Genomic DNA, 14,287 nt, shown 5'->3' with positions numbered 1-14,287 from the left:
TTAGTGTAGAAATAACGTATCCAATCTGCGCCTTAGCAGACTTTCGGTCTCATTCATCAATTTTTCACCAATGTCATCGACATGTCTGTTTCTCCATGATTCCAAATCCGTGCCCTTTACCCAATGATTAAAAGCGCCTAAAGACGGGCCGCAATGAACTTGGAAATTCACCTTTTGTTCTTCCTGCCCTTCCAAAGCAAGCAGACATCCTCTTTGCAAATACCACTTAAATAGTAACAGCATCTTATATTTTTGATTGCGCTCAGCTTTTTGGGCCAGGTTCGGCTGTTTTTCTATTATGCTTTCGTAGATTTCATCAAAAGTCTTGTTAAAATAATCATTTTCGAGCTGAATCTTTGTCTTTTCATCTATCTCACTCAAAGACTCATATTGTTGGTAGATTTGAAATAATTTATTTGCCCTGACCGGAAACAGCGTGCCCTTTTTCAGCACCTGAACCTTTGTTCCGAACTCAAACAGAGTCTCCGAAGGCGCATAAGCAGTATCGCATATTCCTGTCTCACTCAGCATTTCTTTAACAAAACCGCTTGTTTCAGCTTCAACTGTACATTGATTAATGGATCCCGTCATAATAAAATCAGCGCCCATTAAAAAAGCAGACGCCGCAGACTCGGGAGTTCCGATTCCTCCCGCAGCCCCGACTCTGATCTTCCTTGCGTATTTGTGTGTTTCCATCATCTCATCCCGCAGGTTAACAAAAAACGGCAGCATCGCCGTCAATGAGCCCTGTTCAGTATTACTACCGCAATCTGCTTCAATAATGATATCGTCTGCTGCCGGAATACGGCTGAGCCACTCCGCCTGCTCTTCCGTCAGCATACCGTGCTGACACATTCTCTTTACGATACTTTGAGGAGGCGGACTCAGAAATGCGGCCGCAACTTCCGGCCGTGAAACTTTGGCAATGATCCGATTATGAGGTATGACCCTGCCGCTTTTGTCTATCTTCAACTGATGCGCTTTGTAATAAATTAATGGTGCGCTGACGGAAAGATAAGAAGACGCTTCTATTACTCGTACGTCATGCTTGATATATAAATCTATCAATTCCTTTTCTCTATCTTGATGATCCGGCTCAAATCGCAGATTCATTCCGTAGGGCTGGCCATTTTTGAGTGTCTTCTTAATAGAAATAAGGGCCTGTTCAATTTCCCTTATAGTTAAACCCGCTGTGCCAAAGAACCCCAGCATTCCTTTCTTCCCGAGGCGGATCAGCATTTCAGCGGAAGAGATCCCTCTATGCATCGCACCTGCCAAATACGCGTATGTCAAACCGTAATCTTCTTTGAAAGATTGATCACCCAATCGAGACACCGGTGAAGCTGCACCGCTCTCTATATTTTCAGCCAAGAGGCTATGCTCTTTCCCGCTTTCCGAATTGTCCTTGTTCCCTTCAGAAAAAAAGAGACTGTCTTCCGGCGCACTGATAGTAAGCGGTTCCTCATCTCTTTGTATGGTGTGAATTAATTTAGTCAGAATGTTGCCGGGACCGATCTCTTCAAACACAGTTACGCCTTGTCCCATTAGATACCTGATGCTTTCAGTCCATTTCACCGAGTTTGTTATTTGTTCAATTAAATTCCGTTTGATATCTTCTTGTTTATAAGGTCTTGCCGTATAGTTAGAGATGACCGGGAAATTCAATTCAGAAAAATGAAACTCCTCGATAAATTCTGCGAATTCACGCTGTGCACTTTCCATGAAACGAGAATGAAAAGCTCCGCCGACTTGCAATACGATATAAGCTTTCGCCCCTTCTTTTTCAAAAAAAGAGGCTGCCCGCTTTATCTCTTCTGCAGCCCCTGCTATCACAATTTGTGAAGATGTATTGTAATTGGCGATATCTATTTGGCCGAATTCATACTTTTGAAGTATTTTTTTTATGTGATGCTCATCCAGTCCGATTACGGCAGCCATTCCGCCCTCGGAAGCCTCACTCATTAACTCGCCTCTTTTAGCAACCAGCCGGAGACCTGTTTCAAAATTAAAAACGCCGGCCGCAAAAAGCGCAGTATATTCACCCAGACTATGTCCTGCAACAGCATCAGGGCGTGTATGACCTTCTTTTAACCCCTTTAAATATTGCAGTGCGCTCACTGTATAAATTGCAGGTTGTGTATACTTCGTATCAGTCAGCCTCTCTTTTTCATCTGAAAGGCATAAATCCTTTATGGAGTATCCTAAAATATGATCTGCCTTTTTAATGAGCTCACTGAATTCATCGAATAAGTCTCTGCCCATTCCTTTAAACTGCGCTCCCTGTCCGGGAAAGACGTAAGCAAGCATTTGTTTTCCTCCTGTTCCGTATTTCTGCCGTTTCTTTTCGTTCCGATTTGATTAACGTTTTTCACTTCAATTTTAAAATTGTCGTTTACGCTCAGCACACTTACTTAATAAGCATTACTAAGCAAAATAAAAAAACCTTTATGCCGGATAAAGGTTTAAAAGCAAAAAGCATGTACAAATATCATATTGCCGTAATTATAAATAGACGTAATTTTCTGATAATTAAAATCACATTTTCATTCTGTTTTATATATATATCAATATAATAAAAACATTCCAACGTGCCGAAACAACGATTGGTTTTATGTGAATATTTCCCTAAATAAATACTATACCATGATTTACTTGTTGTCAATGGGAAACACACGTATATACCAATTCTTCAGCCGCCTTTTTACAGGCGGCTGAACTCGGTTGTTATCAGTTCATCAGCCCATGCCGATATGCCTTCACTATACTATTTGCGGAATAATAGTTCTTTCTCTTTGTTGTAGTCTTTAGTAAATTGATTGAACTCATCTGCTTGTTTATGCACCTTTTCGTAAACTGAGTTTACTTTGCTGATTTGCTCTTCCAGCTGCGCTAATGTGAGCTTTTTATCTTTAATCAGTTTATAAAGGTCCTTATCAAGTGAAATGGCTTTTTCGTACTTTTTGTACAAAAGATCATAAGATGCATACCTTTTCCCCATTAAAGCGACAGCATGCCCGGCTTTTTCTTTTACTTTCTTATCCTTTATTTCTTGAGAAGTTTTTTTTGCGGATTCAAACGCTTTTTTTGAATCATCAATACTGTCTTTTTCTGCTTTCAGATGTTTTTTTCGCTGATTTGCATTGCTCAGAGCCTGATCAGACAGTGTGACAATTTTCTGGTAATCATCCATATTCAGTTTAACCGCGCTGTCGTATAGCTGATGCTCTTTTTTCTCCAATTTTTCTAATGTTTTCTGCTCTTTTTGAAACGGTTTTTCCGCTTGAACGGCTTTTTCCATCGAGTCATGAAGCGATTCAACCGGATCTTTTCCCCCGCAGCCGGCAAGCAGCATACTTGCGGCGCCGAGCGCTCCGATTCCTGCTAATACCTTTTTTTGAATCATATTCACTTAAAATCCCCCAATCTTGACAATTTCCACTATAGAAGCCCGAACGCTTTTTGACAATAGCTGAGCTGTAATTGGCATGACCGGGTAAAGACGCTTACGGTGCTTTCAAAGAATACTTGCGTAAAAAATTGAGAAAACAGGGCGGATGACCATACATCTTTTTGGCTTTTACATAGTTTATAGTAGACGCCGGCCCTGCTGACAGAGGGTCAGCGTAATTAAAAGAGGAGGTTTTTTTATGTACGGATATGGATTTGGCGGCGGATTTGGCGGCGGTTGTTGCGGCGGCGGATATGGTTATGGAGGCGGTTACGGCGGTTACGGTTACGGCTGCGGCGGCGGATACGGCCGCACATTCGCATTAATCGTCGTATTGTTTATCTTATTAATCATCGTCGGTGCCGCTTATTTAGGCTGCGGCTGCTGACCTTATACACCATGAACATCGGCCGGCCTGCTATGGCCGGCCAATTGTTTCGTTGCGCCGCGATAAAGAAATTCGCTATAATTTACATATTAAGCTTTAGGAGTGAAGTTTCTTGATTACTATGGAAAATATTGTACGCGACGGACATCCCGCGCTCAGAGAGATCGCTGAAGAAGTTCAGCTTCCCGCTTCTGACGAAGAAAAACAGCATCTTGCTGATATGATTGAGTTTGTGAAAAACAGCCAAAATCCTGAATTAGCCGAGAAATACAAGCTTCGTCCGGGCGTCGGTCTTGCCGCTCCCCAAACAGACGTAAAAAAACGGATGATCGCCGTCCATGCAGAAGATGCGAAAGGCACTTTATACAGCTATGCTCTTTTTAACCCTAAGATCGTCAGCCACTCAGTGGAAAAAAGCTACTTGACGAGCGGAGAAGGCTGCCTGTCGGTAGACGAACCCATTCCCGGCTATGTGCCGCGCTACGCCCGCATCCGCGTAAAGGCGGTGACGCTTGAAGGAGAACAGATTGACATCCGCCTCAAAGGTTTTCCGGCCATCGTGTTTCAGCACGAAATCGATCATCTGAACGGCGTGATGTTTTACGACCATATCGATAAAGAAAATCCGTTCAAAGAACCTGAAAACGCCATTGCCATTGACCGTTAAAAATAACCGGCACTTCCCAAAGTGCCGGTTTTCTTTATTTCAAAAGGCCCAGTTCTTTGACGGCCCAGCTGATTCCTTCCTCATCCACCGGCTTTGTGACGAAATCAGCGGCACCTTTTAATTCCGGAACCGCATTTCCCATCGCCACCCCGGTGCCGACAAAACGGATCATCTCAAGGTCATTTAATCCGTCGCCGAATGCATAAGTGTCACTTACGCCGTACGGAAGCCGCTCAAGCACTCTTTTAATGCCTTCCGCTTTTGAACCGCCTTTCGGAAGCACATCCGTTGACAATTCGTGCCAGCGGACGTAATCAAACTCCGGAAAAGCGGCATATGCTTTTTCTTCGTGTCCGCGGCAGAATAAAAGCAGCTGATAAATTTCTTTTCCTTTATAAAAAGTTTCATCAACTTCGGGATAAGGCGCTTTCAGACTGCCGATTCCTTCCGAGACGTGCGGATGTCCGGGGACGGTCGTTTTCATCGTGTCTTCCGCCATAAATACGACGGGGTGCTCCCCTTCTGCCGCCTGCTTTAATAAACGCGCAACCGCGTCTTCAGGAAGCGGATTTTTATAAATGACCTCACCTTCAAATACGACATACTGGCCGTTGTATGAAATAAATGATTCAATCTCAAGCTCTTCCAGAATCGGTTTTACCATAAACGGGGACCTTCCGCTGGCGATAAAAACGTGATGGCCAGCCTTTTTAAGCGCCTTCACGGCGTTTCTTGCGCTATCGGGAATATGTTTATCATGGTCATAGATCGTGCCGTCAATATCAAAAAAGATCAGTTTTGGTTTCATGTCAATTTCTCCTTTTTCCCGTTTATCAGTCGTGTCTTTTTCAATATCATCATACAGAAAGTTTTTCTTCCGGAAAACCGCCTTGATGAAATTCCAGTTTTACCCACGAAAACAAATTCATTTTTTCCGCATACTACTGCTATAAAGGGCTTTAAAGGAGGTATACAATGCTGCGCCGATTACGGAAGAAACTCAGAAGACAGTGGGGCGGAATGCTCCGGAAAAAAGTCATCGCGTAGAAGGGATCTTTCGGTTTTTGAAAGTCCCTTTTTTGCTCGAGACTTTCCTTATAATCCGTTTTCGAATATAATAGAATAAGCGAGTCTAACATACGGCATTTAAGGAGAGATTTGGATGATTTATAAGGTATTTTATCAAAAGAAGGCTGACGAAGTACCTGTTCGGGAAAAAACAGATTCACTTTACATTGAGGGCGTTTCAGAACGGGACGTCAGAACGAAACTGAAAGATCAGAAATACAACATTGAATTTGTTCAGCCTGTGGATGGTGCTTTTTTAGAATATGAGAAGCAGAGCGAAAATTTTAAAGTATTGGAGTTATGAGCGGAATGAAATTTGTAAAAAATGACCAGACTGCCGTTTTCGCCCTCGGCGGATTGGGCGAGATCGGGAAAAATACGTACGGGGTGCAGTTTCAGGATGAAATTGTACTGATTGATGCGGGAATCAAGTTCCCGGAAGATGAACTTCTCGGCATTGATTACGTAATCCCCGATTACACGTATTTAGTAAAAAATGAAGATAAAATTAAAGGTCTGTTTATCACCCACGGTCACGAAGACCATATCGGCGGTATTCCGTACCTGCTCAGACAAGTAAATATTCCCGTTTACGGCGGTAAACTCGCGATCGGCTTACTTCGGAATAAACTTGAAGAGCACGGGCTGTTAAGACAGACCAAACTAAACATCATCGGTGAAGACGACATCGTGAAGTTCCGCAAGACATCTGTATCCTTCTTCAGAACGACACACAGCATTCCGGATTCATACGGAATCGTCGTCAAAACACCGCCGGGCAATATCGTACATACCGGGGACTTTAAGTTCGATTTCACACCGGTAGGCGAACCGGCAAACTTGACAAAGATGGCTGAAATCGGGAAAGAAGGCGTTCTGTGCCTGCTTTCTGACAGTACAAACAGTGAGGTTCCTGATTTCACCATGTCAGAACGCCGCGTAGGCGAAAGCATTCACGATATTTTCCGAAAAGTGGACGGCAGAATTATATTTGCGACATTCGCTTCGAATATACACCGTCTTCAGCAGGTGATTGAAGCAGCCGTTTTAAAAGGCAGAAAAGTTGCCGTATTCGGACGCAGTATGGAATCGGCTATTGAAATCGGACAAAATCTCGGCTACATTACCTGTCCTAAAAATACGTTTATTGAGCATAACGAAATCAATCGTTTGCCTGCCAATAAAGTAACAATTTTATGTACGGGAAGCCAAGGTGAACCGATGGCGGCGTTATCACGCATCGCTAACGGGACGCACCGGCAGATTTCCATTAATCCCGGAGATACGGTCGTCTTTTCTTCCTCTCCGATTCCCGGAAACACAATCAGCGTAAGCCGCACCATCAACCAGCTGTACCGTGCGGGCGCAGAAGTCATTCACGGTTCATTGAATGACATTCATACATCCGGACACGGCGGACAGGAAGAGCAGAAATTAATGCTCCGCCTGATCAAACCGAAGTTCTTTATGCCGATTCACGGTGAGTACAGAATGCAGAAAATGCACGTCAAACTCGCGACTGATTGCGGTATACCTGAAGAAAACTGCTTTATCATGGATAATGGCGAAGTGCTGGCCCTCAAAGGCGAAGAAGCCGCTGTGGCAGGCAAAATTCCGTCCGGCTCCGTTTACATTGACGGAAGCGGAATCGGTGATATCGGCAATATCGTGCTCCGCGACCGCCGCATTCTTTCAGAAGAAGGCCTTGTTATCGTTGTTGTCAGCATCAACATGGACGACTTTAAGGTTTCGGCGGGGCCTGATTTAATCTCAAGAGGTTTTGTATACATGAGAGAATCCGGTGATTTGATCAATGACGCGCAGCAGCTGATTTCGAACCATTTGGAGAAAGTAATGGATCGGAAAACAACGCAGTGGTCCGAAATTAAAAACGAAATTACCGATACGCTTGCTCCGTTCCTATACGAAAAAACAAAACGCCGCCCGATGATCCTTCCGATCATTATGGAGGTCTAAAAAAAAACTGCACTCATTACGAGTGCAGTTTTTTTATTGCAGCGGAATATGCTGAAAGGCTTTGACATCAAATAGACCGGCTGCTGTCATTTTAATATCCGGAATCACCGGAAGCGCTAAAAACGATAATGTGAGAAACGGATTGAAATCACCGGTGAATCCGAGCAGAGGAAGCTTCTCATGAAGCACGCCCAAGCTGTCATTGACCCATTCCGCCGACTTATCAGACAAAAGCCCGGCGATCGGAAGCGGAACGGAGTGAAGCAATTCTCCGTTTTTCACGGCTGTTAATCCTCCTCCGGTGTCACGGAGCCTGTTGATTGCTTTTGCCAAATCGGCATCGTTTGTACCGACAGCGATGATATTATGGGAATCGTGAGAAATGGTTGTGGCGATGGCGCCTTCTTTTAACCCGAACCCTTGTACAATTCCGAGTCCTATCATTTTTTCGCCGCTGTGCCGCTCTGCGACGGCGATTTTTAATAAATCATTTTCTGTATCAGGACGAAACGCGTCAGCAGACGGTGCAGGCACTTCTTTTTTTCTCGTCTCCAAATGATTCGGTATCATTTCGATTACATTCATTTTCTTGCCTTCTTGAATCGGTATATGAAAATCCGATTCAGTCAACGGCGCTTTCAGCCGCACTGTATCCAACAGCGCCTGGTCCGGCGAATAGGAACCAGCAGACTGTTCATAAACCGTGCGTCCGTTCTCGGCAACGGTCCGGCCGGCGACCATGGTCTTCGTGACGGCAGCCTCCCGCACATCTGAAATGAACAGCAGATCTGCGTCAAAACCCGGTGCTACTGCCCCTTTTGTTTCAAGGCCGTAGCACTCAGCCGCATTTAAGCTGGCGAGCTGATACGCAAGGAATGGATCAAGTCCCGCCTTTATCGCCATTTTGACTTGGTGGTTCACACTTCCTTCTGAAAGCAGATCATCTACATGCTTATCATCCGTGCAAAAGAAAAAGCGCCTCGCGTTTTTTTCATTCACCGCCGGCAGCACATTGAGCGTATTTTTTGCCACCGATCCTTCGCGCAGCATGACATACATTCCCCGTCTGATTCTGTCCAGTGCTTCTTCTTTTGTCGTCACTTCATGATCATTTGACACCATTGCGGTTCTGTATATATTGATGAAATCTGAAGACAGTCCGGCTAAATGCCCGTCGATCCGTTTTCCGTGACGCTTGGCATCAAGCAGTTTCTGAAGCATATCCTCTTCACCTTCCGCAACAGACACATAATCCATTACTTCCGCAAGTCCGAGCACCTCTTTCTCCTGATAAAAAGGCTTTAAATCCTCGGCTTTTAATACGGCTCCTGAGCGTTCAAAGCTAGCGGCGGGAACACAGGAAGGAAGCATGAAACGGATGTTCAGCGGCGCCTTTTTTGCCTGCTCTATCATAAAAGAAATGCCTTTTGCTCCGGAAACGTTCGCAATTTCGTGAGGATCAGTAATGACAGTAGTCACTCCGTGTGGGAGGACGGCTTTAGCAAATTCAATCGGAGTAACCATAGAGGACTCGATATGAACATGTCCGTCAATAAAGCCCGGAACGATCATTTGACCTTCTGCATCGATGACTTCTTCCCCTTCATATTCGCCCAGCCCGACGATCACTCCGCCCGTAATGGCGATATCTGCAGAAATCCATTCCTGGTTAAATACATCCATGATTTTTCCGTTTTTAATGACGGTATCGGCTTTTTGTCTGCCGGCTGATGCGTTCAGCCGTTCAGCCAGTGTTTCTTTGTTCAAAATGAGGCCTCCTCTTTTTCTTTATATGGTACAATATGCTATCGGATCGCCTGATCATAGTCAATAAAAATTGCAGAAAATACCGCTTACATGATAAATGTCTTTCTATTCTGACATAATAAAAGACCGTCCTTTTACGGACGGCTTTTCACTTTGTATGAAGCACTCTTTTTTCAAATCGGGAAATGTCCGTAAGAGAGCCGATAACGATGAGAATATCTTCTTTTTGGATCATTTCAGTCGCCAGGGGAGATACGATCACTTCTTTTTCTCTCTTGATGGCCACGATATTAATGCCGTACTTCGCCCGGATGTCCAGATCAAGCAGTGTGTTGCCCGCAAGCCTGCTGTTGGCCACGATCTCCACAATGCTGTGTTCGTCGGACAGCTCCAAATAATCAAGCACATTATTTGATACGATGTTGTGGGCGATGCGTTTTGCCATGTCACGTTCAGGGTGGACGATGTGGTCGGCCCCGATTTTCGCAAGCACTTTCTCATGATAATCGTTCTGCGCTTTAACCGTGATCGTGTTCACGCCGAGTTCCTTTAAGATCAGCGTCGTTAAAATGCTCGCCTGTATATTTTCGCCGATTGCCACAATGACGTGGTCAAAGTTGCGCAGCCCTAAGTTTTTCAGCACTGATTCATCGGTTGAATCGCCGATGACCGCGTGTGATGCGATTTTGGCGTATTCATTTACTTTATCTTCATCAATATCCATCGCCATGACCTCAAGGCCTTCTTCACTTAATGCTTTGCAAATACTTCCGCCGAAGCGTCCGAGACCGATAACGGCAAACTCTTTTCTCATAACAGTACTCCTTTAAACAATATCTCTAATAGGAATAGTATCACATTTTCGGCAATGAGTTCATATAGCGTTTAAGCTTTTCTGAAAAGGCGGGCGATAAATACAGGTCCGCTCCGCGTTCGATTTCTTCCTGATAGTGACCCGGAGGCGCAATTTCCTCAGCTTTATCAAGAACAAGAAACGTCAGGACGCCTCTGTATACACGGCCGCCGGCACACACTTCTATGAATGCGGGACGGTATGTGTGGTTATCAACACCTTCTCTTTTGTACAGATAGGTTGCCGCTTCAAACGGAAGCTTGTACAGCACGCCTTCAGTTCGTCCCCCATCTTCAACAAGATCGGCTCTGGAACCGTCAGGACGCCTTAACGTGAATCTCGTCGAATACCCTTCAACAACCGCCCCTCCGACCGGCTCGGCAAAAAAGTGATCGACCCCCGCCTGTTTAAACCGGGCATTGTCCATACAGGAGCCGTATGCGAAATAATAAACCGGACTGTCATCCTCCCGTTTCATAAAACGGTATTCTTTCCAGTCTCCGCTTTTGATACGGCTGAATGAGGCACACTGGTCGGGCCTTACGACATATGCGAAGGCGGTTTTATTCCCGGCATCCGTCGTCACGGCAACCTCTTTCCGATCAAAATCAGCATAATACGCATCCAGCTTACGGATCATCTGATGATCTGTTTCATACAATTCCCCGTACACAAAAGCTGTTTCTGCTAAAGACGCAGCAGGCTGACCTTTATCCGTTTCGTACAGCACGCCGTTTATCGCGGCCTGCTCGCACACACACGGAGCGCCTTTCAGCAGTTCATGGTTTTCTTCACGCTTCCGTAACAAACCGTATACAAAAAGAAGCAAGTTATTTTTCCTCCTTTTGGACAGCAGCCGCTTCTAACGGCAGAATCACCTGAAACGTACTGCCTTCTCCATTTTTGCTCTTAATGTTAAGTTTACCATTATGCTCCTTCAGAATTCGTAAACAAATCGGAAGACCGAGACCCGTTCCCTGATCTTTTGTTGAGAAAAACGGTTTCCCGATGTTTTCAAGCTTTTCTTTCGACATGCCGTTTCCTTCATCCTGTATGCTGATCACCGCGTATTCTTCATCCCGTTTTGTATAAATATGAATATTCCCGCCATCAGGCATCGCTTCAATCGCATTTTTAATAATATTGATAAATACCTGTTTCAGCTGGTTTTCGTCACCGTTGACCATACAGGACTCAGTCTGCCTGAAATCCTTCTCAATCACAGTGTTCGACAGCACCGCGTTCGTGTCAAGAAGCGTCGCCACCTGCCGTAAAATATGGTTGAGATGATGAGCGGTAAACGTCACGGTCTGCGGCTTGGCGAGCAGAAGCAGCTCCCCCAGCACGAGGTCAATTCTTTTAATCTCCGAAAAAATAATATCAAAATAATCCGTTCTTTCCGGATATTGGGCTTTCATCAGCTGGAGAAAGCCGCTGACTGATGTTAAAGGATTTCTTACTTCATGGGCGATTCCTGCCGCAAGCTCCCCGGCAATGGCCAGCTTTTGAGATTGCATGGCGAGGCGTTCGTTCGTTTCCAGAAGCTCGTCGACCGCTTTTTTCCGTTCACTGATATCAGACATCGTCCCCAGGCTTCCGACAAATTTCTGTCTGCGGTCATAATACAGCTTATAATGGACTTCTCCCCAAAAGATCGTGCCGTCTCTTTTAATATATTTGGCCGTAAACATTCCTGACGGGGACTGCTGCTTGACTTGGGAGATAATATAATCAATGATATGTTTTTCTTTTATAAAATAATCATTATACATCGTGCCCATACATTCGCTGATGGAGTGGCCCGTAATCGCCGTCCAGGCCTGATTCAAATATGTAATATTCCCTTGTGCATCCGTCTGAAAAACAATTTCCTGCAGATTGTCCATAATCCGGTTTTTCTCATCTGAAAGCGCCTTTGCTTTCTGCTCGCTGTCCTTCAGCTCCGCCAGCAGCTGCTTTTTATTATCCACATAATAAGCCAGCAGCCAGACGCTGATTAATGTGACGGCGGTAAAGGTGATGTCAACGGGCCAGTTAATCGGATTCCGTTCAATCATATAAAATAAATAATCCCAAAACATAATAAAAATCATTGCCAAGATTAAGGAAATGATACGCGCTTGATATTTTCCCATAGTCCCACCTGCCGCTAGCATTTCTACATATATTGTAACATTGTTGACTGCATTATTGACTAAAAAATGATAACTATTCCCAATTAATTGAGCAGGTTCGCTTACTTTTCCCGTGAGTTTTTGCACAAGTTCATAATAAAAGGACGGAATGATGCTCCGCCCTTTTTGCTGATTATGATCTATCTTTTAACGCTTCCTCGATTTCCTCAAGCAGCATTTTCGCTCCTTCAGGACTTAAAATAATTTTGCCGTTGCCGTACTCCTGATTTTCGGGAGTAATTTCCCCCGTCATTAAGCAAATGCCGTGCGGCTTGTATTTTTTTAAGACAATTTTGTCTCCGTCAACGAAAAATTCAATACTATCTTTAATAGCGATATCCAATGCTCTTCTCAATTCAATCGGCATGACAATACGCCCGAGTTCGTCTACTTTTCTTACTACACCAATTGATTTCATAGAAATCCCCTACTTCCTTTAATGTCTCTTCTTTATGTCCAAGGAAAATCCTTCATAAACGTAGACGAAAGGAACGGAGCAAAAGTTTCTCAGTATCCGGAACTGAATGTTTTTTTACAAAAAGAAAATCCTTTTGAAATATGAGATACAGACTTTCCCTCCTTTTTTACAAAAACATTTCATTCCCGGCGGAAACCCCCAAAAATCGTGGTTTTTCTCAGAAACTTTAAATGTAGAATCAATTAAATCAGGATAGGGATTGGGTGAAAACATGTTTCAATCAACTGAGATCGGAATCGACTTAGGAACCGCTAATATACTTGTTTACAGTAAAAATAAAGGAATTATTTTAAACGAGCCTTCCGTTGTCGCTGTAGATACAACAACGAAAGCGGTGCTTGCCATCGGAACGGATGCCAAAAGCATGATCGGAAAGACGCCGGGGAAAATCGTCGCCGTACGGCCGATGAAAGACGGTGTCATTGCTGATTATGATATGACAACTGACTTATTAAAACACATTATGAAAAAAGCCGGGAAAAAAATCGGAATGACCTTCCGCAAACCGAATGTCGTCGTCTGCACGCCTTCAGGCTCAACAGCCGTTGAACGCCGCGCCATCAGTGACGCTGTCAAAAACTGCGGAGCGAAAAACGTTCACTTGATTGAAGAACCCGTAGCCGCTGCAATCGGAGCCGACCTCCCTGTTGACGAGCCGGTCGCAAACGTTGTCGTAGATATCGGCGGCGGTACGACTGAAGTCGCCATCATCTCATTCGGGGGCGTCGTATCCTGCCATTCGATCAGAATCGGCGGCGACCAGCTTGATGAAGATATCGCCTCGTTCGTCAGAAAAAAATACAACCTGCTGATCGGGGAGCGTACGGCAGAACAAGTGAAAATGGAAATCGGCTTTGCATTGATCGAACATGTGCCGGAAACGATGGAAATCCGCGGGCGTGACCTTGTAACCGGTCTGCCGAAGACAATCAGACTGCAGTCTAATGAAATTCAGCATGCGATGCGTGAGTCGCTCCTGCATATTCTTGAAGCGATCAGAGCGACCCTTGAAGATTGCCCGCCGGAGCTCAGCGGTGATATCGTTGACCGCGGCGTCGTGTTAACCGGCGGTGGCTCCCTTTTAAACGGGATGAAAGAATGGCTGACAGATGAAATCGTCGTTCCCGTTCATTTGGCGGCAAATCCGCTTGAATCAGTGGCTATCGGCACGGGACGTTCATTAGACGTCATCGACAAGCTGCAAAAAGCAATTAAATAATAAGATTGTGCTTCTTTTTTCTCCAGCCGGCTCATATTGTGAGAACTGGAGAAACATTAAGGAGGAAGCATATGCTTAGAGATGTGGGAAGACGCGTAGCAGTAGCCGTCATTTTAAGCGGAATTATTTTGGGGGGTATGAGCATTTCACTGGCCAATATGCCCCATTCTCCGGCCGGCGGTGCCGTAAAACTGAATCACCCGTAAAGACGCAGCAAAAGCTGTGTCTTTTTCGTTTGTGCTCCTTTC

Annotated in this window: 14 protein-coding genes; 6 read left to right on the top strand and 8 right to left on the bottom strand. The window is 44.8% G+C overall.

Going from position 1 to position 14,287, the window contains the following annotated elements; all coding sequences use genetic code 11:
- Both fabD and MY7_RS06150 read right to left on the bottom strand, forming a co-directional pair.
- Positions 1–2,307 (bottom strand): ACP S-malonyltransferase, encoded by a 2,307-nt coding sequence (gene fabD / locus MY7_RS06155; protein ID WP_007611156.1) that lies wholly within the window; start codon positions 2,305–2,307, stop codon positions 1–3.
- 457 nt (positions 2,308–2,764) lie between these two features.
- Complete coding sequence (locus MY7_RS06150; protein WP_032864631.1) at positions 2,765–3,403, bottom strand: YkyA family protein; 639 nt, start codon at positions 3,401–3,403, stop codon at positions 2,765–2,767.
- A gap of 244 nt (positions 3,404–3,647) precedes the next feature.
- Here MY7_RS06150 and MY7_RS06145 point away from each other — a divergent pair, with 244 nt between their 5' ends.
- Positions 3,648–3,836, top strand: a complete 189-nt coding sequence (locus MY7_RS06145; RefSeq protein ID WP_007611154.1) for a YjcZ family sporulation protein — start codon at positions 3,648–3,650, stop codon at positions 3,834–3,836.
- A 112-nt stretch (positions 3,837–3,948) separates the two neighbouring features.
- Positions 3,949–4,503 (top strand): peptide deformylase, encoded by a 555-nt coding sequence (gene def, locus MY7_RS06140; RefSeq protein WP_003154544.1) that lies wholly within the window; start codon positions 3,949–3,951, stop codon positions 4,501–4,503.
- A gap of 34 nt (positions 4,504–4,537) precedes the next feature.
- On the opposite strand, the gene MY7_RS06135 is transcribed toward def, so the two are convergent.
- Positions 4,538–5,311 carry a Cof-type HAD-IIB family hydrolase gene (locus tag MY7_RS06135; protein ID WP_007611153.1) on the bottom strand — a complete coding sequence of 258 codons (774 nt, stop codon included), beginning with the start codon at positions 5,309–5,311 and terminating at the stop codon, positions 4,538–4,540.
- 354 nt (positions 5,312–5,665) lie between these two features.
- On the opposite strand from MY7_RS06135, the gene MY7_RS06130 reads away from it, so the two are divergent.
- Entirely contained in the window at positions 5,666–5,875 is a 210-nt protein-coding gene (locus MY7_RS06130; RefSeq protein ID WP_007611152.1) for a DNA-dependent RNA polymerase subunit epsilon, read from the top strand.
- A 5-nt stretch (positions 5,876–5,880) separates the two neighbouring features.
- Positions 5,881–7,548, top strand: coding sequence for a ribonuclease J1 (gene rnjA / locus MY7_RS06125; RefSeq protein ID WP_007611151.1), 1,668 nt, complete (start codon positions 5,881–5,883; stop codon positions 7,546–7,548).
- A gap of 33 nt (positions 7,549–7,581) precedes the next feature.
- On the opposite strand, the gene ade is transcribed toward rnjA, so the two are convergent.
- From ade to MY7_RS06100, 5 genes are all read right to left on the bottom strand, one after another.
- Complete coding sequence (gene ade / locus MY7_RS06120) at positions 7,582–9,315, bottom strand: adenine deaminase (protein ID WP_007611150.1); 1,734 nt, start codon at positions 9,313–9,315, stop codon at positions 7,582–7,584.
- A gap of 148 nt (positions 9,316–9,463) precedes the next feature.
- The gene (gene ktrC / locus MY7_RS06115) at positions 9,464–10,129 is read right to left on the bottom strand and encodes a Ktr system potassium transporter KtrC (RefSeq protein WP_003154554.1); all 666 of its coding nucleotides are present in this window, start codon (positions 10,127–10,129) and stop codon (positions 9,464–9,466) included.
- A 40-nt stretch (positions 10,130–10,169) separates the two neighbouring features.
- Positions 10,170–10,997: a gamma-glutamylcyclotransferase gene (locus tag MY7_RS06110; protein ID WP_007611149.1), complete on the bottom strand. Its 828-nt coding sequence runs from the start codon at positions 10,995–10,997 to the stop codon at positions 10,170–10,172.
- A gap of 1 nt (position 10,998) precedes the next feature.
- Entirely contained in the window at positions 10,999–12,303 is a 1,305-nt protein-coding gene (locus MY7_RS06105) for an ATP-binding protein (protein WP_029325885.1), read from the bottom strand.
- Positions 12,304–12,475: 172 nt separating this feature from the next.
- Positions 12,476–12,760: an AbrB/MazE/SpoVT family DNA-binding domain-containing protein gene (locus MY7_RS06100; RefSeq protein WP_003154557.1), complete on the bottom strand. Its 285-nt coding sequence runs from the start codon at positions 12,758–12,760 to the stop codon at positions 12,476–12,478.
- A 271-nt stretch (positions 12,761–13,031) separates the two neighbouring features.
- On the opposite strand from MY7_RS06100, the gene mreBH reads away from it, so the two are divergent.
- Together mreBH and MY7_RS19535 are read left to right on the top strand one after the other, a co-directional pair.
- A complete protein-coding gene (gene mreBH, locus MY7_RS06095) occupies positions 13,032–14,039 on the top strand; it encodes a cell shape-determining protein MreBH (protein ID WP_003154558.1) in 1,008 nt (335 codons plus the stop codon).
- Between the two features lie 71 nt (positions 14,040–14,110).
- Positions 14,111–14,245 carry a protein YkpC gene (locus tag MY7_RS19535; RefSeq protein ID WP_003154559.1) on the top strand — a complete coding sequence of 45 codons (135 nt, stop codon included), beginning with the start codon at positions 14,111–14,113 and terminating at the stop codon, positions 14,243–14,245.
- Positions 14,246–14,287 lie beyond the last annotated feature (42 nt).

Origin of the sequence: Bacillus sp. 5B6 (genome assembly GCF_000259405.1) — a bacterium.
Taxonomy (GTDB): Bacteria; Bacillota; Bacilli; order Bacillales; family Bacillaceae; genus Bacillus; species Bacillus velezensis.
Note: the sequence above shows the minus strand (reverse complement) of the source record. Positions and strands in the feature narration are given on the sequence as shown.

Excerpts from the sequence above, each read along its gene's own strand:
- mreBH (WP_003154558.1), top strand. The coding sequence starts at position 13,032 with ATGTTTCAATCAACTGAGATCGGAATCGACTTAGGAACCGCTAATATA.
- rnjA (WP_007611151.1), top strand. The coding sequence starts at position 5,881 with ATGAAATTTGTAAAAAATGACCAGACTGCCGTTTTCGCCCTCGGCGGA.
- MY7_RS06135 (WP_007611153.1), bottom strand. The coding sequence starts at position 5,311 with ATGAAACCAAAACTGATCTTTTTTGATATTGACGGCACGATCTATGAC.
- fabD (WP_007611156.1), bottom strand. The coding sequence starts at position 2,307 with ATGCTTGCTTACGTCTTTCCCGGACAGGGAGCGCAGTTTAAAGGAATG.
- MY7_RS06130 (WP_007611152.1), top strand. The coding sequence starts at position 5,666 with ATGATTTATAAGGTATTTTATCAAAAGAAGGCTGACGAAGTACCTGTT.
- MY7_RS06145 (WP_007611154.1), top strand. The coding sequence starts at position 3,648 with ATGTACGGATATGGATTTGGCGGCGGATTTGGCGGCGGTTGTTGCGGC.
- MY7_RS06105 (WP_029325885.1), bottom strand. The coding sequence starts at position 12,303 with ATGGGAAAATATCAAGCGCGTATCATTTCCTTAATCTTGGCAATGATT.
- ktrC (WP_003154554.1), bottom strand. The coding sequence starts at position 10,129 with ATGAGAAAAGAGTTTGCCGTTATCGGTCTCGGACGCTTCGGCGGAAGT.
- MY7_RS19535 (WP_003154559.1), top strand. The coding sequence starts at position 14,111 with ATGCTTAGAGATGTGGGAAGACGCGTAGCAGTAGCCGTCATTTTAAGC.
- MY7_RS06100 (WP_003154557.1), bottom strand. The coding sequence starts at position 12,760 with ATGAAATCAATTGGTGTAGTAAGAAAAGTAGACGAACTCGGGCGTATT.
- MY7_RS06150 (WP_032864631.1), bottom strand. The coding sequence starts at position 3,403 with ATGATTCAAAAAAAGGTATTAGCAGGAATCGGAGCGCTCGGCGCCGCA.